This is a genomic window from Magnetospirillum aberrantis SpK, assembly GCF_011022235.1.
Lineage (GTDB): Bacteria > Pseudomonadota > Alphaproteobacteria > Rhodospirillales > Magnetospirillaceae > Magnetospirillum > Magnetospirillum aberrantis.
This window is the reverse complement of sequence record NZ_JAAIYP010000037.1, coordinates 153,383-175,986: the sequence shown is the minus strand read 5'-3', so window position 1 is coordinate 175,986 and position 22,604 is coordinate 153,383. Positions and strand designations below refer to the sequence as shown.

Sequence of the window (22,604 nt, the reverse complement as noted above, 5' to 3'; positions counted from 1 at the left end):
ATATTAGGGAGGGTGGCCATGTTGTCCCTGGTTGACTGCATCGCGTTCAGCGGGCTTACGCCCGACCAGTTGGAAGCCGTCGCCTGCCACAAGCACGTGCCGGTCATCGTCGCCGCCGAATGGGCGGAAACCGCACTCGACACCGCGGACGGCACCCACGAGGTGGAAACCGCCCTGGCCAAGGAAGCCAAGCTGGCCGCCGACCATCATCTGGCCTGTGCCGAATGTTGGGGCCGGGCGCTCAGCGAATTCCGCACCCAGCACCCCGAACTCTGATCAGAACAGTTCCCCCTGTGCCGGTCGGGGAGTGGGCGGAACCGGTGCCGGTTCGGGCACGGCCGCAAGCTCGCCGTCATAGGGGGCCAGGGCCGATGCCGCCACCGTAAACGGCAGGCTGGCGTCGGCCCACATATCTTCCGCCTCGGGGCTCAACACCACCGGCATGCGATCATGCACAGAAGCCAGTGCCGGACTTGCCGCGCAGGTGACGATCACCAGCCGGTCACCCCCGAACAACCCGGCCAGGGCGAACAATCGCCCGTCGCGACGGGCCAGACGCATCCTGGTCCGGCCACCATCCGGCTCGGCTCTCCATTCCCACCAGGCGGTGGCGGGCACCAGCACCCGTGACGACGACGCCATCTGCCGAAAAGCCGGTCGCTGGTCCAGCGTCTCGGCACGGGCGTTGATCAGCGGGCGCTTGTCCCAGTCGACCGCCAAGCCCCAGCGGAACAGCTTGCCCCGGCCGCCACGCACCGCCAGCACCATGTCGGTGGGGCGGATTTCGGCGGCATTGGGCCATGGCGGCGTTTCCCTCAGGCCAAAGCGCGCGGCCACGGCATCCCGTTCGCCCCGAAGTTCGAAGCGCGAGCACATCAGGGAGCGAAACGCCCGACGATCAGGAATTCCTTGTTGCCCTCGGGGCCGGTGATCGGGCTTTCGCACAATCCCGCCACCGACCAGCCGGACTGCGCCGCCAACCAGGCGGAAATACGCTCGCAGACTTCGGCATGCAATTCCGGTTCGCGCACCACGCCGCCTTTGCCGACGCGGCCCTTTCCCACCTCGAATTGCGGCTTGATCAATGCCGCCAGCCAACCGCCGGGCCGCACGAACCCCATGGCCGCCGGCAGCACCGTCTCAAGGCCGATGAAGCTGGCGTCGCACACCACCATGTCCACCGCTTCGGGAATTTGTTCGGCGGTCAGATGGCGGGCGTTGGTGCGTTCCATGACCACCACGCGCGCGTCGGTGCGCAGCTTCCACGCCAATTGCCCATGGCCGACATCCACCGCGAACACCTTGGCCGCGCCACGGGTCAGCAGGACGTCGGTGAAACCGCCTGTGCTGGCGCCGACGTCGATGGCGACAAAGCCCGTGGGATCGATGGCGAAACGGTCCAGCGCCTCGACCAGCTTGAGACCGCCGCGCGACACCCACGGATGGTCCTGTCCCTTGAGTTCCAGGGGGGCGTCGACCGTCATCTGCTGGCCCGGCTTGTCGACGCGCTTGCCGTCCGAAAGCACCAACCCGGCCATGACCAGGGCCTGGGCCCGCGACCGGCTTTCAACCAGTCCGCGATCCACCAGAAGCTGATCCACTCGCTTGCGTTCACCCATTCGACATGGCCCTATGCGAAAAACGGCTATGGAAATTGCCTTTACGATCCGTCAGCATAACCGAAACTAACCCTTTAAGGGACGTCCGAAGAAACAAGATGGCCACACTCCTTTTCACGCACCCCGTCTGCCTGGAACACGATACAGGCGACTATCACCCGGAATGCGCCGATCGTCTCAAGGCGGTGCTGAACGCCCTCGAAGCCGAAGAATTCATGACCCTGCTGCGCGAGGAGGCGCCGCAGGCTACCCACGAACAGATTCTGCGCGCCCATTGCCCGCACCATATCGAGCAGTTCCTGGCGACGGAAGTGGCGACGGGGGAACATCATTACGTCGATCCCGATACGGTGATGTCGCCCAAGACCGTCGAGGCTGCGCTGCGCTCGGCCGGCGCGGTGGTGGCGGCGGTGGACGCGGTGGCCGCCAAACAGGCGCGCAACGCCTTTTGCGCCGTGCGCCCGCCGGGACACCATGCCGAACGCGACGCATCCATGGGCTTTTGCTTCCTCAACAACGCCGCCATCGGCGCGTTGCACGCCCGCGATGCCCATGGCTTCAAGCGGGTGGCGGTGATCGACTTCGACGTCCACCACGGCAACGGCACCCAGCACATCCTGTGGGACGAACCGAACGTGTTCTATGGCTCCACCCATCAGGAACACGCCTATCCCAACACCGGGCTGGCACATGAAACCGGCGGCAAGGGCCGCATGGTCAACGTGCCGCTGCCGGCCGGCACCGGGTCGGACGATTTCCGTCAGGCCTTCGACGACCTTCTGGTCTACAAGCTGCGGGAATTCGCCCCCGACTTCATCATCATCTCGGCCGGGTTCGACGCCCACGCCCAGGACCCGCTGGCCCATCTGCGCCTCAAGACCACGGATTTCCGCTGGGCCACGGAAAAGCTGCTGGAAGTGGCTTCCGAAAGCGCCGGCAACCGCGTGGTCTCGGTGCTGGAGGGCGGGTACGAACCGCCGGCCCTGGTGGCTTCGGTCAAGGAACACGTTCGCGCCCTGATGGGGTTGTGACACGAGAAAGGCCCCTTCCGATGGAAGGGGCCTTTCCTTTTACTCCCACAGCCAGGCGGCGCCGCGCACACCCGACGAATCGCCGAATTTCGGGGCCACCAGCTTGGTGTCCACCGCGTCCGAGAACACGTATTCACCCCACAATTTCGGCACGTTGCGGTAAAGCCGCGACACGTTGCCCAAGCCGCCGCCCAGCACGATGACGAAGGGGTCGAAGACGTTGATGACCGAGGCCAGGGCGCGGGCCAACCGGTCCTCGTACCGCGACAGCACGCCTTCGGCCTTGTCGTCGCCCTCGGTCGCCAGACGCACCACCTCGGCTGCCGGAATGCCGCCGCCAAAATCGCGTTCCAGCGCCGGCCCGGCCAGAAAGGTTTCGATACAGCCGGTCTTGCCGCAATAGCAGTAATGTCCCGGCAATTCATCCCGACCCGGCCATGGCAACGGATTGTGGCCCCATTCGCCGGCCACCGCGTTGGGGCCGCGCACCAAACGGCCATGTACCGCCAGACCACCGCCGACCCCGGTCCCCAGGATGACCCCGAACACGCTTTCCGCCCCGGCGCCGGCGCCATCGGTGGCTTCCGACAGGGTGAAGCAGTCGGCGTCGTTGGCCAGACGCACCGGACGGTCCAGAACCGCCGAAAGATCGCGGTCGAACGGCTTGCCGATCAACCAGGTGGAATTGGCGTTCTTGACCAACCCGGTTCGCGGGCTGATGGTGCCGGGGATACCGACACCGACCGTGCCGGCACGGCCCAGTTCCCCCTCGACCCCTTCGATCAGTTCGCGGACGACACGCAAGGTACCGTCATAGGAACCGCGCTCGGTGGGAACGCGCCGCCGCGCCAGTTCCTTTCCGCTTTCGCGGTCGAGCGCGATGACCTCGGTCTTGCTGCCGCCAAGGTCGACGCCGATGCGCAGGCTGGTCCGCTCTGCCATCATGCACCTCATGCGTGTGCTGTGATCCCTTGAAAACTATTACCCCGGCGCGCTATCCCTGTCTTCGCCTCAGTATGGTTAACTGGCATGCCATAACATCAGGACACAGCTTGTGACGCGCGCCGCCTTGGACCATCCCTTCCCCATCCCGCCCGATTCCGCCGCCGTGATCGAGGTCGCCCCCGGCGTCCACTGGCTGCGCATGGCACTGCCATTCGCGCTCGACCACATCAACCTTTGGCTTTTGGCCGATGGCGACGCCTGGGTGGCGGTGGACACCGGCGTCGACGACGATGGCACACGGGCCGCCTGGACCGCCGTGCTGGCCGAACGCCGGCTGTCCCGACTGATCTGCACCCATTTCCATCCCGACCACATGGGACTGGCCGGCTGGCTGTGCCGGAACCAAGGCGTGGACTTGACCGCTACCTTGGGGGAGTGGACCTTCGGCCGCATGCTGAGCCTGGAAACCGGCGACGACTATGCCGCCAATCAGGTCGAGCATTACCGCCGTGCCGGTTTCGACCCCGAATTGCTGGAAGGCGTGCGAACCCGCGTCGGTTCCTATCGCGGGCGCGTGTCGCCGCTGCCGACCTCGATTTCCACCATCAAGCACGGCAGCCGTCTTGCCATCGGCGGACGGACCTGGCGGGTGGTGGTCGGGCGCGGCCACGCCCCCGAACACGCCAGCCTGTGGTGCGAGGAATTGGGAGTGCTGATCTCGGGCGACCAGATCTTGCCGCGCATCAGCCCCATCGTCGGCGTCTGGCCGCAACAGCCCGACGACGATCCCTTGGGCGACTTCCTGGCATCCCTGGAAAACCTGAAGGTGCTGCCGGCCGACACCCTGGTCCTGCCGTCGCATGGTCTGCCGTTCAAGGGGCTGCACACCCGCGCCGACGAATTGCTGGACCACCATGCCCAGCGCCTTGACCGCCTGCGGACGGTCGAGAATGCGGCGACCGCGACGGAACTGTCACGGGTGCTGTTCCGACGCGAGTTGGACGCGCAACAGATGGGCTTTGCCGTGGGCGAGACACTGTCGCATGCCAATCACCTGGTAGCGCGGGGCGAATGGCGCCGCGAAAGCCGCGAAGACGGGGTGTGGCTGTTCGGAAAAGCTTAACCGCAAGCGGCGGTGGGGGCACAATAAAGACCGTACAGGGTCTCGATCACCGCCGCCGCCTCGGTCCCGGCCAGGGAATAGAAGATGGTCTGGGCCTGACGGCGGGTCTGAACCAGGCCGTCACGGCGCAGACGCGCCAGATGCTGGCTGAGCGCCGATTGCGACAGACCAATGATGCGTTCCATCTCGCCCACGGATTTCTCACCATGCAGCAACTGGCACAGGATCATCAAACGGTGCTCATTGCTCATGGCCTTGAGCAACGTACTGGCGCGACGAGCACTGTCCTGAAGCTTTTCCAGTTCCATCGCGACGCTCTTATCCTCTAAAGGCCATACCAAAGACCACAATACCATTCCGAAGCCAGCTTTCAATATTTAACATTGAAGTTATGCATATTTCGACCACGACGGGTGGATGCACATCCGATCCGTGTTTTATCCCCTCGCATTGAGCACTTCACCTGCCTATGGTGTCGGCCTGACGTCACCGAGCCGGACCATGCCCCACACCCCGCCCCCCAACGTCCTAGAACAGCCGACCATGTCCCGCCTTCTGGCCCTGGGGTTGGTGGCGGCGGCGTTGTTTTCCGTCACCTTCATCCTGAACCGGGCCATCAGCCTGGGCGGCGGCCCATGGCAATGGTCGGCTGCGCTGCGTTATGGAGACATGGCATTGTTGCTGGGCGGCTGGCTGATGGTTCGGCGCGGCCCGGCCTATCTGGCGGTGGTGGTGCGGGCTTTCGTCCACCGCCTGGGCTTTTGGCTGTGCACCGGTGGCGTGGGCTTCGGCGTGTTCTACGCCGGATGCTGTTACGCCGCCGACCATGCGCCGGGCTGGGTGGTGGCCGCCACATGGCAGATCACCATCTTGCTGAGCCCCCTGGTGTTGCGCGGTTTCGGTCTTCGGGTCCCGTTGCGCGGCATCGTCTTCCTGTTGGTGGCGTTCGTCGGCATCGTGCTGATCAACGGCCAGCGCCTTGGCGACGGCATCGGCCTTGAGCAATTGCTGCACGGCGTGGTGCCGGTGGTGATCGCGGCTGTCGCCTATCCCGTCGGCAACCAACTGCTCAACCGCGCCCGCCATCGGGGTGGCCCCGAGGCGGCGCTGTTGGCCGACCCGGCCACCGCCGTCTTGCTGCCGACCCTGGGGGCGCTGCCGTTCTTTGCCCTGTTGCTGATCGCCACCATGCCGCCGCCGCCGACCCCGGACCAGATCGCGTCAACGGCGGTGGTGGCGCTGTTCGCCGGCTGTCTGGCCACCGCGCTGTTTTTGTACGCCCGCAACCTGTCGGCCGAGCCCTACCGTATCGCCGCGGTGGACGCCACCCAGGCCGGCGAGGTCGGTTTCGCCCTGTTGGGCGAGACGCTGTTGCTGGGTGAACCCCTGCCCGGCCTTGTGGGCTGGCTGGGACTGGCGGCGGTCACCGCCGGCCTGACCGGTTTCGCCCTGGGACGCAAATAATACCATGTCTCGGTGATCGGAACCGATCACCGAAGCCCTCAGCGGCGGGCGGGTTTCTCCGAAACCCTTGCCTCCCGCGGCATAAGCCGCGCAGCCCCTTGGGCCTAACCAAATCCCGGTGAGTTTTACTCACCGGGATTTGGTATAAGGTTCAGGCGCCGACGGCGTCCTGACCGGCGGTGCCCAGCGCGGACAGAACCGTCGCCACGATATGCGGGGCGTTCAGCCCGGCCTGGTCGTATTGCGCCAAAGGCTGGTCGTGGTCGAGGAAACGGTCGGGCAAGGCCAACGGCCGCACCTTGAGCCCACGATCCAGGGCGCCGTTTTGCGCCAGGAAATGCAGGACGTGGCTGCCGAAGCCACCGACCGAGCCCTCCTCGACAGTGACCAGAACTTCATGCTCGCGGGCAAGACGCAAGATCAATTCCTCGTCCAGCGGCTTCATGAAACGGGCGTCGGCGACCGTGGCGGACAGGCCGCGCGCCGCCAAATCTTCCGCCGCCTTGCATGCCTCGGCCAAGCGGGTGCCCAAGGACAGGATGGCGACGCGGCTGCCTTCCCGCACGATGCGGCCCTTGCCGATGGGCAGAACCTCGCCGCGCTCGGGCAGGTCCAGCCCCACCCCTTCGCCGCGCGGATACCGGAACGCCGACGGCCGGTCGTCCAAGGCGACGGCGGTGGCCACCGCATGCATCAGCTCGACCTCGTTGGCCGGGCACATGAACACCAGTTCGGGAATGCAGCCCAGGAAAGCCAGATCATAGGCGCCGGCATGGGTGGCGCCATCGGCGCCGACCAGTCCGGCGCGGTCGATGGCGAAACGCACCGGCAGTTTTTGCAACGCCACGTCATGCACGACCTGATCGTAACCGCGTTGCAGAAACGACGAATAAAGGGCGCAAAACGGCTTGAACCCCTCGCAGGCCAAACCGGCGGCAAAGGTCACCGCGTGCTGTTCGGCGATGCCGACGTCGAAACAGCGTTCGGGATGGGCCTCGGCGAACTTGTCCAGACCGGTACCGGCCGGCATGGCGGCGGTGATGGCGACGACGCGGTCGTCGTGCTTGGCCTCGGCCAACAGGGCGCGGGCGAACACCGAGGTATAGCTGGGGGCGTTGGCCTTGGGCTTGGCCAGGGCACCGGTGACCACGTCGAACTTGCCGACGCCATGGTACTTGTCGGCGGCCGCCTCGGCCGGAGGATAGCCTCGCCCCTTTTGCGTCACCACATGGATCAGCACCGGCTTGGTATCCTCGGAATCGCGGACGTTCTTCAGCACCGGCAACAGATGCTCGAAATTGTGGCCGTCGATGGGACCGACGTAATAAAAACCCAATTCCTCGAACAGCGTGCCGCCGCCCGAGACGAAGCCACGGGCATATTCCTCGGCCCGGCGCGCGGCGCGTTCCAGGGGCGGCGGCAAGGCGCGGGCCAGATCCTTGGCGAAGCTGCGGATGGACAGATAGGGACGCGACGACAACAGCCGCGACAGATAGGCGCTCATGGCGCCCACCGGCGGCGCGATGGACATGTCGTTGTCGTTCAAGATGACCACCAGCCGCGAATCCATGGACCCGGCGTTGTTCATGGCCTCGTAGACCATGCCGGCGCTCATGGCCCCGTCGCCGATCACCGCGACGACGTTGAAGTCGCCCCCCTTGAGGTCGCGCCCCACCGCCATGCCCAGGGCGGCCGAGATCGAGGTCGAGGAATGGCCGGCGCCGAACGGGTCGTATCGGCTTTCCGAGCGCTTGGTGAAACCCGACAGGCCGCCGGGCTGACGCAGGGTGCGGATACGTCCCTTGCGCCCGGTCAGGATCTTATGCGGATAGCATTGGTGGCCGACGTCCCAGATCAGCTTGTCCTTAGGCGTGTCGAACACATGATGCAGCGCCACCGTCAATTCCACCACGCCCAGACCGGCGCCCAGGTGACCGCCGGTGATGGACACCGCCTCGATCATCTCGTGACGGACCTCGTCCGCGAGTTGGCGCAGTTGGTCGATGGAAAAGCCCTTGATGTCCTTGGGCTCGTCGACCGAGTCAAGCAGGCGGGAAACGGACGGAAGCGATGGCGTACTCATGAAGGAATCCTCTCAGGCCCGGCGCTCGACCACGAAACGGGCAGTCGCGCGCAGCAGGTCGGCCTTGTCGCCGAACGGATCGAGATGGGCGCAGGCCTGATCGGCCAACAGGCGCGCCTGGGCGCGGGCGCGCTCACCTCCCAACAGGGAAACGAAGGTGGCCTTGCCGGCGTCGGCGTCCTTGCCCACCCGCTTGCCCACTTGGGCGGTGTCGCCTTCCACGTCCAACAGGTCGTCGGCGATCTGGAAGGCGAGCCCCAGGTCGTGGGCATAGTTCCGCAGCGCCAGACGCAGGTTGGGCGACGCCTTGGCCAACACGGCCCCGGCCTCGCACGAAAAACCGATCAGGCGGCCGGTCTTCATCTGTTGCAGACGGGTGATGGCGGCGACGTCCATGTCCAGGCCGGCGGCACGCAGGTCGATCATCTGACCGCCGACCATGCCCGCCGCCCCCGAAGCATGGGCGAGATCGCTGACCAACTGACAGCGAACCGCCGGGTCGGCATGGGTCGCCTCGGCCGCCAGCACCTCGAAGGCGCGGGTCAACAGGGCGTCACCGGCCAACAGCGCGGTTTCCTCATCGAACGCCTTGTGGCAGGTGGGACGGCCACGGCGCAAGTCGTCGTCGTCCATGCACGGAAGGTCGTCATGCACCAGCGAATAGCAATGCACCAGCTCGATGGCGCAGGCGACCCGCAACGCCGACGCGGCGGAAACGTTGAACAGCGCCGCCGATTGCAGCACCAGGAAGGGCCTGAGCCGCTTGCCGCCATCAAGGGCGGCATAACGCATGGCCTCGACCACCCGCGCCTCGGGGCCTTCGGGCAGGGGCAACAGACGGTCCAGTTCGCCGTTGACCCGTTCGCCCGCCTCCTTCAACGCCCCGACCAGCGCCGGTTCATCTCCGCTCACGTCGCGTCCCCTTGGCTTATTGGATGTTGGCCGGTTCGACGGCCGGCTGGCCATCGGGACCGAACGAGATGCGTTCGACCTTGGCCTGGGCGTCCTTCAGCTTGGCCTCGCAATGACGCTTGAGCAACGCTCCGCGTTCATAGGCGTTGATGGCGTCATCCAAGCGGGTGGCGCCGGTTTCCAGCGCACGCACGATGCGTTCCAGTTCCGCCAGGGCGTCTTCGAAACTCATGGCGGCGATTTCGGGCGGCAACTCGGCCATGGAGACCCGTTCCTTAAGCAGGGGCTAAAACGAAGGGCGGAAGTTTACGAACCCGCCCGCGCAAAGGCAAGCAGGACCCACCCCCGCCGGTTTTCTTTGTGCCCCTATTCCTGGACGGGACGCATGGCCGACTGCAATTGCTCGCGCTGGGCCAGCACGTTGCGGGCCTGATCTTGATAGCCCAGGGTCGCCAGGATCGAGGCGAAGGTCTCCAAGGTGGCGGCCAACGGAACGATGGCGCTGGCGGCGTCCACCTCGGCCACTTCCTGGAAGACGTTCACCGCCTCGACCGCGGTTTCCAACGCTTCCGCGTCGGCGTGGGCTTCGTGCTGGCGACTGGCCAGATTGGCCAGACTTTGCGCCAGGAACAAACGGTATTGCTGGGGCTGGGCCTCGGCCAGGGCACGGGCCAGCTCGGCGGCCTCCTCGACCAGCGGCAGCGCCTCGCCGGCATGGCCGTCACGGCTGAGCGCGAACGCCGCCTGTTGCAGGGTCAGCGCCAGAAGGTGGTCGACCGGCGCGGGAACATGCTCGGGGGGAAAGGCCTTGACGGTCATCCGCCGCACCATGACCGCCTCGTCCCAGCGCCCGGCCTCGGACAACGCCATGGCATTGCGGTGCAGGGCGTCGACCAGGGTACCCAGGAAAGAGTAAAGCGCCTCGCCGCCGTCGCGGAAGACATCGACGGCGGTGCCCATTTCCTCGATGGCGCGCAGGGACTGGCCGGCCCGCCACGAGCGGCCAGACTGGTTCATCAGCACCGAAACCTGAACGAAACGCGCCTGATCGGGAACGATTTCGACCGCCTTGCGAGCCAGCACCAACGCTTCGTCGCCAGCGGTGCGGCCATCGTCGTCGCGGCCCAGTTCGGACAGGCGGATCGACAGGCTGTTGAGGGCCGAGGCCAGTTCCAGGGCGAAATCGGCCGGTTGGGCCAGGAACAGCCGACGGTACTGTTCCACCCCCTGTTCGGCGGCCTCCAGGGCGGCTTCGGGTTGTTCGGCCTCGACCAAGGCGGCGGACAGGTTCAACAACGCCTCGGCATGGGCGGGAAAGGCTGCCTCGGGTTCGACGGCAAGCTTGGCCTCGAAATCGGCGATGGCGGCTTCGAGTTGGGCGATGGCCTCGGACATGAATGCTCCTCTTGGCTTGGCAGGACGCATCCTCACCAGCCTGGACCGCGAGGGAAGCGAAAGAAGGAAAGACTGGGCGGCCTCAGTGGCAGCGTTTGACCGGCAACGCCTCGACGCTCTGCAACTTGCCGGACAGGCTGAAGTTCCTGAAGCTCTGGACGATGCTTTGGGTCACGCCGTTGGGATGATAGGCCAGCGCCATCTCGAAATTGGGCAGCGGGTCGGGGCTGGATACCGGATAGAACGCCAGACGCATGGGCCAGGATTCCGAGGCCAGCAAGGGACTGACCTCGACCGCGCCCAGATTCCGGCTCGGCACGCCGATCAGGGCGTTGACCTCATAAGGGCCTTCGGTGCCGGAACCGTCGAACACCACCCGCCAGAACGAATGCCCGCCCGACTTGGCGGCATCCAACAACCGAAAGGTATGTTCCGTCGGGAACATGGTTCCCTTGGGCAACGGCACGGTCAGCGGTTCGGGCCGGGTAAAGCGCGCCACCCCGCCCTGTCCCTTGCCCTTCAGTTCGGCCGATCCCTCGACGTCCTCGGTCACCTGACCGTCGCGGGTGTTGCGCATGCGGAACTTGTAATGCAGACCGTCCTTGGATTCCCAGGTGATGAAATCGGTGGTCGACAGCACCTGCCCGCCTTCGGTGTAGGCATAGTTGATGGCGATGCGGTTCTCCACCACCCAGCCATCGCAGGAATCGTCGAATTCATAGCTCATGGTGCCGGTGGCGGCGGCGATGCCGGCTCCGGGTTTGATCGACGACAGCCCCATGGCGTAAACCGCCCGGTGCGGCGCCATATCCATCGGGCCTGCATTCGCGGCCCCCGCGCCGACACATCCCGCGACCAAGGTCGCGGCCCAAACCGAGCGAAGCATCAAACGGCCTCCAGAACAAAACTTGGTGGCATTATACATTGCATGTTCCGCGCCACCAGCCCTTCCCACATCCGACCTCGGGAGGAATACGCATGCCCGCCGTGCCGTTTCTGCCCAGCGGCCGGCATTTTTTGCCGAGTCGGGCAGGAATTGCCGAGCGGGCCAACCATAGAATCGTTTGAAGTCATGGTCTTGTACATGGCACGGCCCATGCTTGGTTTCCAGTGCTGGGGGACATTCAACGACGACAGGAGGGACAGCGTGACTTTCGACTTCGCTCCCGACTGGCGAGACAGCTCGCCGTCCGCCGACACCGCCCCCCAAACCGCCTTGCCCACCGCCGCGACCGGCTTTCCGCCGCTTTCGGTCAGCCCTCCACGCGCTCCCGCTCATCCCACCCGCCACCAGATGGCGTCGCTGGTGGGGGAATTGTTCGCCGAAGGCTCGTTGAACTTCGAACAATTGTGTTCACTTTCTAACGCACCGGAACTGGCCGACCTGTTGGGCGACACCGTCGCCGCCGTCGTGCCGTCGCGGCGATAGGACGCACCGACGGCATGGGTTTCCTGGCCACCATCGCCCGTTACATGATCCCAATCCCCGTCCCATCGACGGTGCGGAGGGAACCGACGGCCGACATCGGCGCCCAGTTGCCGGTGCCGGTCACCCCCGTTTTGCCGCCCGCCGCCAAACCGGCACCGCCAGCAGTCATCACCAAGCCGGCACCGCCGGCGGTCATCGCCCTGCCGCCGCCGCGCCGGCCGCGTCACGATTTGCGCCACGTCTCGCCCCGCCGTTTCGCCGAGATCGTCCACGAATTGTACGTCGAGGGCAGCCTGAAGTGGCACGAGTACCAGACGGTCGGCTTCCCCAGCGAACTGCATCCCGATTACGACAACACCATCGGGGCGCTGACCGGTCAAAAGGCCGATCCCAACCGCCCGCGCGATCTGTTGGCGGAATGGGAACAGCGGCTGGATTTCATGCGCCGCCATCGCGACCCGACGTTTACAGTCGCCGAACGCGCTTTGGCGGTGTTGCGTCGTCAGGCCGAACCGGCCACCTGAGCTCTTTCAGCTTGGCTGCGTCGCCACCACACCGCCCAGCCCAGCGCCAGCCGGGGCCAGCCACGCCGCGGGAAAAGCCGATATCCGCCGCCCCCAGGTGGCGGCACTGACACGGGCCAGCGCCTCGCCACAGCGGCCATCCTCGTAATCGGGAACGACCACGGTGTCACCCGCCACCAGACAATCGGCATAACAACGCCCTTCGCGTTTGGAAGCGGGCATTTCCACCAGTTGCAGACGGCGGCCACGGGCGTCGCGCGCCGCTTCGAGCAGGCGATGAAGATCGGGATGCGGCGGCAGCAGCACCAAAGCGGGCGCCAGGAAGCGGGTGGAACCGGCCGCATCGCCGCCTTCCAGCCACAGGACGCGCTCCACCCCCAGCCAATCGCGCAGGACGGTTTCGGCCAAGGTCCGCCGTTCCGGCGGTACACTGGCCAGCACGGTCCCTTCGCCGTCACCTTCGATTCCCGGCGGCAAGCCGACCGGCGGCTCCAGCACCGGCACCCCGGCCCGTTCCACCAACTCGCGCCCCACCGCCGAAAAGGCCACCCCGGCCACCAGACGGCCGTCGCCGTCGACCAGCCACAACGGCGCCTCGGCCCGCATCAGCCAGCCGCCGTGGCTTGAGGCCAGCGCGGCGACGTTGGACGAGGTGCGCAAGGCCAGACCGGCGGCATCGCGGCTGGAACAGATCAGCGAAACCGGCGCGTAATCGGCCAGCAACTCGGCCAGCCCCAGACAATCCTCGCGCGCCATCTGATCGTCGCGGAAATCGGGCCAGCCCATCCAGAAACGGGCCGGACGGCTCCAGGCCGGAGCCAGCCGCCAGCCAAGGTCACGCGGAACAGGTTGTGCCATTGCCATACCTCCCCCAAGTCGCGCGCGGCGATTGCATTGGGCAGATGGGACGGCGGATCAAGGTGCGCAAGAGCCCCAAACCGATGGACAGGGCCGATCACGCCATCCACGACAAACAGCATGACCGGTTTTCAGTTTTTTGTCAGCGACCATGAAAAAGAGGGCCGAAAGGCCCCCTTTTCGCATACGGACTCAAAACGTCCTCAGCCTTCCTTCTTGGCCTCTTCCTTTTTCGGCTTCGGCAGGTCGGGCTTGATGTGCAGTTCCTTCCAGCGGCTGGCATCCACCTCGGCCGGCGCCCCCATCAACAGGTCCTGGGCCTGCTGGTTCATGGGGAACAAGATGACCTCGCGGATATTCGGCTGGTCGGCCAGCAACATGACGATGCGATCCACGCCCGGCGCCGAACCGCCGTGCGGAGGCGCGCCGTAGCGGAAGGCGTTCAACATGCCGCCGAACTTTTCCTCGACCACTTCCGGGCCGTAGCCGGCGATGCCGAAGGCCTTGATCATGATGTCGGCGCGGTGGTTACGAATAGCCCCCGACGACAGTTCCACGCCGTTGCAGACGATGTCGTACTGATAGGCGTTGATGGTCAGCGGGTCCTGGGTCTCCAGCGCCTCCATGCCGCCCTGGGGCATGGAGAACGGGTTGTGGCTGAAGTCGATCAGGCCGGTTTCCTCGTTCAACTCGTACATGGGGAAATCCACGGTCCAGCAGAACTTGAAGACATCCTTTTCCAACAGATCCAGATCGTTGCCGACCTTGGTGCGGACCAGACCGGCGAACTTGGCGGCCGGCAGTTCCTTGTCGCAGGCGAAGAACACCGCGTCGCCGTCGTTCAGGTTGGCGGCAGCCTTGATCGCGGCGATGCGCTCGGGCTCCAGGTTCTTGGCGATGGGACCCTTGGCACCATCGGCGGCGAACTGGATGTAGCCAAGACCGCCGGCACCGTTCTCGCGCGCCCACTCGTTCAGCTTGTCGAACCACGAGCGCGGCTGGTTGGCGGCGCCGGGGGCCGGGATGGCACGCACGACCGAGCCCTTGTCCACCAGCTTGGCGAACAGGCCGAAGCCGGAACCACGGAACGGCTCGGTCACGTCGGCGATGACGATGGGATTACGCAGGTCGGGCTTGTCCGAACCGTATTTCAGCATGGACTCGGCATAGGGAATGCGCGGGAACGGCGCCGGGGTGACCTTGCGGCCGCCGCCGAATTCCTTGAACACACCCTCAAGCACCGGTTCGATGGCGGCGAACACGTCGTCCTGGGTGACGTAGCTCATCTCGAAATCGAGCTGGTAGAACTCGCCGGGCGAACGGTCGGCGCGCCCCGCCTCGTCACGGAAGCACGGCGCGATCTGGAAGTACTTGTCGAAACCGGCCACCATCAGCAATTGCTTGAACTGCTGCGGCGCCTGCGGCAGGGCATAGAACTTACCGGGGTGCAGACGGGCCGGCACCAGGTAATCGCGGGCACCTTCGGGCGACGACGCGGTCAGGATCGGCGTCTGGAACTCGGTGAAGCCCTGGTTGATCATGGCATTGCGCAGATACGCGATAACGCGCGAGCGCAGCATCATGTTGGCGTGCACGTCCTCGCGGCGCAGGTCGAGGAAACGGTACTTGAGGCGCATATCCTCGGGGTATTCCTGGTCGCCGGCCACCTGGATCGGCAGCACGTCGGCGATGGACTGGATTTCCACCTCGGCCACCTGAAGCTCGATGGCGCCGGTCGGCAGCTTGGGGTTGACCGTGTCGTTGGTCCGGGCCACCACCTTGCCGGTGACGGTGATGACGCTTTCCGGCCGGGCCTTTTCCAGCGTGGCGAACACCGCGCTGGAGATGTCGAGCACGCACTGGGTCAAACCGTAATGATCGCGCAGATCGACGAACAGCAGATTGCCGTGGTCGCGCTTGCGATGGACCCAGCCGGAGAGACGCACGGTCTTGCCGGCATCCTCGATCCGAAGCTGGCCGCAGGTGTGGGTACGGTAGGCGTGCATGAAACAATGTCTCCGCTGACGGATTCGCCCCCGCGGGCGAGAACATTCGAAACGGGGAAAAAGGCATACGGGCACGAATTCGTCAAGGCTGGCAATCGCGAACCGCCACCAAGAACGTAATCCGTGCGTAACCGAAATTTTAAATTGTGAAGACCCCGCTTTGTCCATAGCCTCCGATTGCATGCCACCTTGGCGCGCAAACAACGCGGAGAACACCAATGGGCAAGTGTATACAACAGATCATCATCGACACCGACATGGGCTGGGACGACGTCATGTCCATCTTGTTGATGATGAAGGACAAGGACGTCGAAATCGCCGGCATCACCGTCACCGGCTGCGGCGAGACCAACCTGGAAGACGGCGTTTCCATCGCCCGCGGCCTGTTGGCCCTGGCCGACAACCCGGCCCCGGTCTGCGCCGGCGCCGCCACCCCCAGCAGCTACGACCACACCTTCCCCCGCTCGTTCCGCGCCAACATGAACGACGTCATGGGGTTGGCCCCCACGTTGCCGCCGCCCTGCACGCCCCTTGATCCGCGCAGTGCGGTGCGATTGATGATGGACGTGCTGGACGCGGCGCGCGAACCGGTGACCATCATCTCGATCGGCGGCCTGACCAACATCGCCTGCCTGCTGACCTGGGCCAGCCCGGCGCAACTGGCGCGCATCGGCAAGATTTCCATCATGGGCGGCGCCATCGAGGTGGACGGCAAGTATCCCGGCAACGTCGCCGACCTGAACAACGCCAAGCCGCAATGGAACCAGGGACCGATCTACGCCACCAACACCAGCGCCGAATGGAACATCTTCCTGGACCCGCTGGCGGCCCAGACCGCCTTCCGCTGGACGGTGCCGACCCTGCCGCTGGAACTGGTGCCGCTCAACGCCTGCAACAACGTCATCCTGACCCCGGAATACGCCGACCTGATCAAGGCCACCGACCCGGTCGCCAGCTTCCTCAAGGCGGTGATCGAGGAAAAGTGCGGCACCTCGGCCGAACCCGACCCGGTGCCGGTGTTCGACCCGCTGGCCACCACCTACGGCGTCGGCCTGTTGAAGGACGTGAAGGTCGAAACCATGCGCCTTGACGTCAAGGTGGTGGACACGGCGGTCGCCAATTGCTGCGGCACCACCTTCACCACCGACAATCCCCTGATTCCGCCGAAACAGGTGGTGATGTGGGCGTCCGAGGCCGAATTCAAGGCCGTGTTCGCCCGCCTTGCCAACGCGCCGCTGTGCAACGCCCCCAAGGAGTGATCGGCATCGAAAATTGCGGGGGAGCCACGTTCCCCCGCCCCTTGCCCGGCACCGGGCTTGGGTGTATCACTCTTGCCCATGCCGATGATCGCCGATACCCAGGAACTGGCCGCGTTCTGCGCGCGGCTGTCCTCCGCCCCTTACGTCACCGTCGACACCGAGTTCATGCGGGAGAAGACCTACTTCCCGCAACTGTGTCTGGTGCAACTTGCCGGCCCGGACGAGGCCCGCGCCATCGACCCGCTGGCGCCGGGCATGGATCTGGCGCCGCTGTTCGCGCTGATGGCCGACACGTCTGTACTCAAGGTGTTCCACGCCGCCCGCCAGGACGTGGAAATCTTCCTGCACCTGTCGGGCGCCGTGCCGACGCCGCTGTTCGACACCCAGGTCGCCGCCATGGTGTGCGGGTTCGGCGATTCGGTCGGCTATGAAACCCTGGCCAGCCAGTTGGCCAAGGCGCGGATCGACAAATCAATGCGCTTCACCGACTGGTCGCTCAGGCCGCTGACCGAGAAGCAGATTCAATACGCCCTGGCCGACGTCACCCATTTGCGCGTGGTCTACGACAAGCTGGCCCGCAAGCTGGAACGAAACGGCCGCCTGGAATGGCTGGGCGAGGAGATGGCCGAACTGGCCGCTCCCGGTACCTACCGCACCAATCCCGAGGATGCCTGGCGCCGGCTCAAGCCCCGTTCGTCCAGCCCCAAGTTCCTGGCGGTGCTCAAGGAACTGGCGGCGTGGCGCGAGCGCGAGGCGCAGGAACGCGACATTCCCCGCCAGCGCATGCTGCGCGACGAGACGCTGATGGAAATCGCCGCCCACCACCCCGCCGACGTCGCCGAACTGGGCCGCACCCGCGGCCTGGGCAAGGGACTGGTCGAGGGCAAGATGGGCATCGCCATCCTGGAGGCGGTGAAGCGCGGCCTGTCCCTGCCCGAGGACCAGATCCCCAAGCCGCCCGAGCGGGTGGAACTGCCGCGCGGCCTGGGTCCGGTGGTGGACCTGTTGAAGGTGCTGCTCAAGATGAAGTGCGATGAACATGGCGTCGCCCAGAAGCTGGTGGCCAACACCGCCGACGTCGAGGCCATCGCCGCCACCGACGATGCCGACGTTCCCGCCCTGCACGGCTGGCGCCGCGAGTTGTTCGGCGAGGACGCGCTGGCGCTCAAGCATGGCCGCCTGGGACTGGGTTTCTGTACCGACGGCCGCCGGCTGCGGCTGGTGCCGCTGGACCCGGCGGAAGCGCCGAGCGAATGACCGCCCAACCGGCCGCGCCACGCTATTCCGACATCCAGGCCGAAGCCCGAGCGGCGGCCAAGGCTGTCCTGGAGCGTGGCGAAGGATTAACGGCGGCGGCCCACGCGGCAATCGCCACCGCCGATTCCTTTTGGACGCGGGTGGTGGCGACGGTCGGACTGGACCAACAGATCGCCGCCATCCAATGCGGTGCCGGCTGCTTCCATTGCTGCCATCAGATGGTCGGCGTCACCGCCGCCGAACTGGAACTGGTGCGTGCGGCGGTGGCCGCCTTGCCGGAACCGTTGCGCGGACAGACCCGTGCCCGCATCAAGAAGGTGGCGGCGCGCGGCAAGAAACTGGATCAGGCGGGATGGTGGCGGGCCAAGCTGCGGTGCGCCTTGCTCGACGACCAGGGACGCTGTCTGGTGCACGAGGCCCGGCCGCTGCCATGCCGGGCGATGAATTCGTCCAACGCCGAAACCTGCCGCCGGTCGCTGGCCGGCGAAAGCCTGCAAATCCCGGTGCTGGCCGCCCAGCACAAGGTGTGGGGCTCGGCGCAACTGGGTTTGGCCCAGGCGGTGGCCGAGGCCGGCCACGGCAGCAAAATCGTCAACCTGGGCACCGCGCTGTAACCCGCCCCCTCATTCCTCGCAGTTCCTTCACCTCCTGAAAGCAAGGCGTCGCCTTGTCTTGAGCAAGCTTTCCACAGCCGAATCACACCCCATGCGGTTAAGCAGTGGCTTTTGCCCGCAATCTCATATAAAACGCCCCCCAAACCAGTTCGGAGTTACGGCCTGGGTGGGGATGGTTTGCCCCGCCACGGGCTTTGCCCCTTTCACACAACGGACCGAAACCACATGGCTCGCCAGACTCCTCTTTCCGACATCCGCAACATCGGCATCATCGCGCACGTCGACGCCGGCAAGACCACGACGACCGAGCGCATCCTGTATTACACCGGTCGCAAGCACACCATCGTCGACGTTCACGACACCAAGGACCTGAAGTCGTCGACCACGACCGACTACATGGAACAGGAGCAGAAGCGCGGCATCACCATTCAGTCGGCCGCCGTGTCCGCGTTCTGGAAGGGCAAGAAGATCAACGTGATCGACACCCCCGGCCACGTGGACTTCACCATCGAGGTGAACCGTTCGCTTCGCGTGCTGGACGGTGCCGTGGTGGTGTTCGACGGCGTCGCCGGTGTCGAGCCGCAGTCGGAAACCAACTGGCGTCTGGCCGACAATTACAACGTCCCGCGTATCTGCTACGTGAACAAGATGGACCGCGCGGGCGCCAACTTCCGCCGCTGCGTCGACATGATCCGCAACCGCCTGGGCGCCCGTCCGCTGCCGATCTTCCTGCCGATCGGCTCCGAGGACAACTTCCGCGGCATGGTCGATCTGGTCGAGATGAAGGGCTACATCTGGGAATCCGACGACAAGGACGCCCAGTGGGACATCGTCGACGCTGACGGCGCCGCCATCATCGAGCGCTGCAAGATCTCCGTGTCGGAAGACAAGGAAATCCTGAACGCCATCGCCGACTACCGTGCCGAACTGGTCGACACCTGCCTGGAGCAGGACGAAGCGGCCATGGAAGCCTATCTGGAATCCGGCGAGGAACCCTCGGCCGACGTCCTGCGCGAGTGCATCCGCCGCGGCACCCTGAACGGCGCCTTCAACCCCGTCCTGGCCGGTTCGTCCTACAAGAACAAGGGCGTGCAGCAGGTTCTCGACGCGGTTATCTGGTACCTGCCGGCCCCGACCGACGTAGAATCCATCAAGACCGTGGACGCCGACGGCAACCCGGTCGGCGAGCGCAAGTCGTCCGACGACGAGCCCTTCTCGGCCCTGGCCTTCAAGGTCATCAACGACGCCTACGGCGCCCTGACCTTCTGCCGCGTCTATTCGGGCGTGCTGACCAAGGGCATGTCGGTGATGAACTCGACCCGCGGCAAGCGCGAGAAGATCGGCCGCATGGTGGAAATGTTCGCCCAGCAGCCGAACGCCATCGAAGAAGCCCGCGCCGGCGACATCATCGCCCTGGTTTCGCTGGCCGAGACCGAGACCGGCGACACCCTGTGCGACGCCTCCGCTCCGGTGGTGCTTGAGCGCATGAAGTTCCCCGAGCCGGTGATCTCGGTGTCGGTGGAGCCGAAGGCCAAGGCCGACCAGGAGAAGTTCGGCGCCGCGCTGGGCAAGATGGTCCGCGCCGACCCCAGCTTGCGTCTGGAGACCGACCGCGAAACCGGTCAGACCATCCTGCGCGGCATGGGCGAACTGCACCTGGAAGTGACGCTCGACCGCATGCGCACCGAGTTCAACGTGGAAGGCAACATGGGCAAGCCGCAGGTGGCTTACCGTGAAGCTTTCACCCAGTCGGTGGAACACACCTACACCCACAAGAAGCAGACCGGCGGTTCCGGTCAGTTCGCCGAGGTGAAGATCGTGTTCGAGCCGCTGGAGCGCGGCGAGGGTTACCAGTTCAAGGACGAGACCGTCGGCGGTTCGGTGCCGAAGGAATACATCCCGTCCGTGGACAAGGGCCTTCAGATGCAGAAGGAAGACGGCGTCCTGGCCGGTTACCCGACCGTGGACTTCCGCGCCCGTCTGGTCGACGGCAAGTTCCACGACGTGGACTCGAACGCCCTGACCTTCGAAATCGCCGCCAAGGCCTGCTTCCGCGAAGCCATCCGCAAGGCCAGCCCGATCCTGCTGGAGCCGGTGATGAAGGTCGAAGTGGTGACCCCCGAGGATTACCTGGGCGACGTCATCGGCGACGTGAACCGTCGTCGCGGCATGATCCAGGGTCAGCTGGAGCGCGGCACCAACATCGCCGTCGAGGCCTTCGTGCCGCTGAACGAAATGTTCGGCTACATCGGCCAGCTGCGTGGCATGACCTCGGGTCGCGCCTCGTACTCGATGGAGTTCTCGCATTACGAACCGGTTCCGCGTCAGGTCGCCGACGAGATCATCGCCGGTAAGAACAAGGGCAACTAAGCCCGACGCTTCCGATCGAAACGCCCGCCATGGGAGACCATGGCGGGCGTTTTCTTTTGTGAAATTCACCCAGAGATGGCGATAAAATAAGGTTGTCACCCTAATCCAGGCCTATCCCTTCAGACGATGTCCGCACCAGTACACGATACCCAAGAATAGAACCCATCTGATACGTTGACCACGACAGCCACAGGCCACATTTATTAAACGGGGAAGGACAAACATCGGAGGATGACATGGTCCGGGTCCTTGCTGCGACATTGACATTATTGTTAATGAGCCTTGAACCGGCCCATGCCGATTGGGAATGGACGCGGTGGGGCATGACCCCGGTCCAGGCCATGTCCGCTTCCCAGGGCAAGGCCCTGTCGGCGACCAGCGACGAAAAAAAGCGCCGGACCTATCGCAAGGGCTTCGTTCCCATCCGCGTCCCCCAGCTTGTGGCCGACCACCACGTCCAGGGCGCCGAACTGGTGGCATACCTTCTGTTCGACATCGATTCCGCCAAGCTGGTCTGCGTCGATTTGCTGCCCAAGGCCGGCAACACCTTGCCGGGCGACCTCAAGGCCAGCTTGACCACGGCTTATGGCAAGCCGGCGGGTGAAGAGGAAAAGCAATTGCCGGGGTTGCACTGGACCACCACCACCTGGATTGCCGGCAGCGACCGCATCGAATTGCAGCAAGGCGGGTTGGGGAGCAAGCTGCAATATTGCCAAAGAGGGAGCTAAGGTCGTCCACGTCTTGTCCTCAGCCGACGTAAAGCACCAGGATCAGCGACAGAACCGGCACCGAGGCGATCGTCGACAGCAAGATCACCTGACTGGTCTCCTCGACATAGGTCTGATACTGGCTGGCAACCACGAAGGTCAGCGCCCCGGTCGGCAACGCCGCCAGCAACAACGTCGCCCCGGTCCAAAAGGGATCGAGCGGAAACGCCGTCTTGATCAGCACCCAGGCCAGCAGTGGCTGGACCACCAGCTTCAGCGGCACCATCCACCCCACCTTGCGCCATGCCAAGCTCAAAGGGCGTCCCGCCAGGAAGACGCCGATGGCGAACAACGCGCACGGTCCCGCCGCCGCCCCCACCAACTGACAGAAGTTGACGGCCGGCGTCGGCAGCGGCCATCCGCCCAGGTTCCAGGCCAACCCCGCCACCGAGGACACGATCAGCGGATTGCGCACCAGGGCGCGGCCGACATCGCGCAGCGCGTGGACGATGCCGTTGCCGGCCGATTGCGCCAGTTCGATCCAGATCACCGCCAACCCCACCATGACCACGCTCATGACCACCGTGGCGATCAGCGCCGGCAACAGGTGGTCGGCGCCGTAGGCGGCGACGAACAACGGAATGCCCATGTAGCCGGTGTTGGAGAACGCCGCGTTCAGCCCTTGCAGCGAATGCTCGGCCCAGGTGCGGCGACCGACCAGCCGCCCCAACAAGCCGCCGCCGAAATACACCACCAGCATGGAGCCCAGGAAAGCGCCGAGGAACGAACCGTTGAAGATCTGTTCCAAGGGCTGGCGGGCCATGCTGAGAAACAGAACCGCCGGCAGGGCGAACCAATAGACGAAAGCCGACAACGCCGTGGACGCCGTTTGCCCCAGAACCGACCGGCCACCGCCGTAACCGGCGGCGACGATGGCGAAAACAGGCAGGACGACGTCGAAAACAACTTGCATGGGGCACCTTTCCAGAGGACGTCGAGCATGGATTG

Annotated in this window: 23 protein-coding genes; 11 read left to right on the top strand and 12 right to left on the bottom strand. The window is 65.2% G+C overall.

Annotated elements, in window-relative coordinates; genetic code table 11:
• Positions 1-18: 18 nt before the first annotated feature.
• Positions 19-276, top strand: a complete 258-nt coding sequence (locus G4223_RS10665) for a hypothetical protein (RefSeq protein ID WP_163679033.1) — start codon at positions 19-21, stop codon at positions 274-276.
• Here G4223_RS10665 and G4223_RS10660 read toward each other — a convergent pair whose 3' ends face one another.
• Together G4223_RS10660 and G4223_RS10655 are read right to left on the bottom strand one after the other, a co-directional pair.
• Entirely contained in the window at positions 277-876 is a 600-nt protein-coding gene (locus tag G4223_RS10660) for an SOS response-associated peptidase (protein ID WP_241004062.1), read from the bottom strand.
• The gene (locus G4223_RS10655; RefSeq protein ID WP_163679027.1) at positions 876-1,619 is read right to left on the bottom strand and encodes a TlyA family RNA methyltransferase; all 744 of its coding nucleotides are present in this window, start codon (positions 1,617-1,619) and stop codon (positions 876-878) included. The genes G4223_RS10660 and G4223_RS10655 overlap by 1 nt, the downstream gene beginning before the upstream one ends.
• A gap of 98 nt (positions 1,620-1,717) precedes the next feature.
• Here G4223_RS10655 and G4223_RS10650 point away from each other — a divergent pair, with 98 nt between their 5' ends.
• Positions 1,718-2,650: a histone deacetylase family protein gene (locus tag G4223_RS10650; protein ID WP_163679024.1), complete on the top strand. Its 933-nt coding sequence runs from the start codon at positions 1,718-1,720 to the stop codon at positions 2,648-2,650.
• 39 nt (positions 2,651-2,689) lie between these two features.
• Here the strand turns inward: G4223_RS10650 and G4223_RS10645 are convergent, their stop codons facing one another.
• Positions 2,690-3,595, bottom strand: a complete 906-nt coding sequence (locus G4223_RS10645; RefSeq protein ID WP_241004061.1) for an ROK family protein — start codon at positions 3,593-3,595, stop codon at positions 2,690-2,692.
• A 109-nt stretch (positions 3,596-3,704) separates the two neighbouring features.
• Between G4223_RS10645 and G4223_RS10640 the strand changes: the two genes are divergently transcribed.
• Positions 3,705-4,718 carry an MBL fold metallo-hydrolase gene (locus tag G4223_RS10640; protein WP_338086869.1) on the top strand — a complete coding sequence of 338 codons (1,014 nt, stop codon included), beginning with the start codon at positions 3,705-3,707 and terminating at the stop codon, positions 4,716-4,718.
• Here the strand turns inward: G4223_RS10640 and G4223_RS10635 are convergent.
• Positions 4,715-5,026 (bottom strand): ArsR/SmtB family transcription factor, encoded by a 312-nt coding sequence (locus G4223_RS10635; protein ID WP_163679021.1) that lies wholly within the window; start codon positions 5,024-5,026, stop codon positions 4,715-4,717. The genes G4223_RS10640 and G4223_RS10635 overlap by 4 nt on opposite strands.
• 235 nt (positions 5,027-5,261) lie before the next feature.
• Here G4223_RS10635 and G4223_RS10630 point away from each other — a divergent pair, with 235 nt between their 5' ends.
• Complete coding sequence (locus G4223_RS10630; RefSeq protein WP_163679018.1) at positions 5,262-6,182, top strand: multidrug resistance efflux transporter family protein; 921 nt, start codon at positions 5,262-5,264, stop codon at positions 6,180-6,182.
• A gap of 151 nt (positions 6,183-6,333) precedes the next feature.
• On the opposite strand, the gene dxs is transcribed toward G4223_RS10630, so the two are convergent.
• From dxs to G4223_RS10605, 5 genes are all read right to left on the bottom strand, one after another.
• The gene (gene dxs, locus G4223_RS10625) at positions 6,334-8,265 is read right to left on the bottom strand and encodes a 1-deoxy-D-xylulose-5-phosphate synthase (protein ID WP_163679015.1); all 1,932 of its coding nucleotides are present in this window, start codon (positions 8,263-8,265) and stop codon (positions 6,334-6,336) included.
• Between the two features lie 12 nt (positions 8,266-8,277).
• Positions 8,278-9,177, bottom strand: coding sequence for a polyprenyl synthetase family protein (locus tag G4223_RS10620; RefSeq protein ID WP_338086868.1), 900 nt, complete (start codon positions 9,175-9,177; stop codon positions 8,278-8,280).
• A 16-nt stretch (positions 9,178-9,193) separates the two neighbouring features.
• Positions 9,194-9,439 carry an exodeoxyribonuclease VII small subunit gene (locus G4223_RS10615; RefSeq protein ID WP_163679010.1) on the bottom strand — a complete coding sequence of 82 codons (246 nt, stop codon included), beginning with the start codon at positions 9,437-9,439 and terminating at the stop codon, positions 9,194-9,196.
• Between the two features lie 104 nt (positions 9,440-9,543).
• Entirely contained in the window at positions 9,544-10,572 is a 1,029-nt protein-coding gene (locus G4223_RS10610) for a hypothetical protein (RefSeq protein WP_163679007.1), read from the bottom strand.
• 82 nt (positions 10,573-10,654) lie between these two features.
• Complete coding sequence (locus tag G4223_RS10605) at positions 10,655-11,386, bottom strand: cell envelope integrity EipB family protein (RefSeq protein WP_241004060.1); 732 nt, start codon at positions 11,384-11,386, stop codon at positions 10,655-10,657.
• 333 nt (positions 11,387-11,719) lie between these two features.
• Between G4223_RS10605 and G4223_RS10600 the strand changes: the two genes are divergently transcribed.
• Together G4223_RS10600 and G4223_RS10595 are read left to right on the top strand one after the other, a co-directional pair.
• Positions 11,720-12,001, top strand: coding sequence for a hypothetical protein (locus G4223_RS10600; protein WP_163679002.1), 282 nt, complete (start codon positions 11,720-11,722; stop codon positions 11,999-12,001).
• 14 nt (positions 12,002-12,015) lie between these two features.
• Positions 12,016-12,525: a hypothetical protein gene (locus G4223_RS10595; RefSeq protein WP_163678999.1), complete on the top strand. Its 510-nt coding sequence runs from the start codon at positions 12,016-12,018 to the stop codon at positions 12,523-12,525.
• A gap of 6 nt (positions 12,526-12,531) precedes the next feature.
• Here the strand turns inward: G4223_RS10595 and G4223_RS10590 are convergent, their stop codons facing one another.
• Both G4223_RS10590 and aspS read right to left on the bottom strand, forming a co-directional pair.
• Positions 12,532-13,383 (bottom strand): agmatine deiminase family protein, encoded by an 852-nt coding sequence (locus G4223_RS10590; protein WP_163678996.1) that lies wholly within the window; start codon positions 13,381-13,383, stop codon positions 12,532-12,534.
• 203 nt (positions 13,384-13,586) lie between these two features.
• Entirely contained in the window at positions 13,587-15,389 is a 1,803-nt protein-coding gene (aspS, locus tag G4223_RS10585; protein ID WP_163678993.1) for an aspartate--tRNA ligase, read from the bottom strand.
• A 218-nt stretch (positions 15,390-15,607) separates the two neighbouring features.
• Here aspS and G4223_RS10580 point away from each other — a divergent pair, with 218 nt between their 5' ends.
• From G4223_RS10580 to G4223_RS10560, 5 genes are all read left to right on the top strand, one after another.
• Positions 15,608-16,648 (top strand): nucleoside hydrolase, encoded by a 1,041-nt coding sequence (locus tag G4223_RS10580; RefSeq protein WP_163678990.1) that lies wholly within the window; start codon positions 15,608-15,610, stop codon positions 16,646-16,648.
• A 78-nt stretch (positions 16,649-16,726) separates the two neighbouring features.
• Complete coding sequence (gene rnd, locus G4223_RS10575; RefSeq protein WP_163678988.1) at positions 16,727-17,905, top strand: ribonuclease D; 1,179 nt, start codon at positions 16,727-16,729, stop codon at positions 17,903-17,905.
• Positions 17,902-18,519 carry a YkgJ family cysteine cluster protein gene (locus G4223_RS10570; protein ID WP_163678986.1) on the top strand — a complete coding sequence of 206 codons (618 nt, stop codon included), beginning with the start codon at positions 17,902-17,904 and terminating at the stop codon, positions 18,517-18,519. Before rnd ends, G4223_RS10570 begins: the two co-directional genes overlap by 4 nt.
• 225 nt (positions 18,520-18,744) lie before the next feature.
• Positions 18,745-20,889 carry an elongation factor G gene (gene fusA, locus G4223_RS10565; protein WP_163678984.1) on the top strand — a complete coding sequence of 715 codons (2,145 nt, stop codon included), beginning with the start codon at positions 18,745-18,747 and terminating at the stop codon, positions 20,887-20,889.
• A 275-nt stretch (positions 20,890-21,164) separates the two neighbouring features.
• Entirely contained in the window at positions 21,165-21,617 is a 453-nt protein-coding gene (locus G4223_RS10560; protein WP_163678982.1) for a hypothetical protein, read from the top strand.
• Positions 21,618-21,636: 19 nt separating this feature from the next.
• Here the strand turns inward: G4223_RS10560 and G4223_RS10555 are convergent, their stop codons facing one another.
• The gene (locus G4223_RS10555) at positions 21,637-22,569 is read right to left on the bottom strand and encodes an AEC family transporter (protein ID WP_163678980.1); all 933 of its coding nucleotides are present in this window, start codon (positions 22,567-22,569) and stop codon (positions 21,637-21,639) included.
• Between the last annotated feature and the right edge of the window lie 35 nt (positions 22,570-22,604).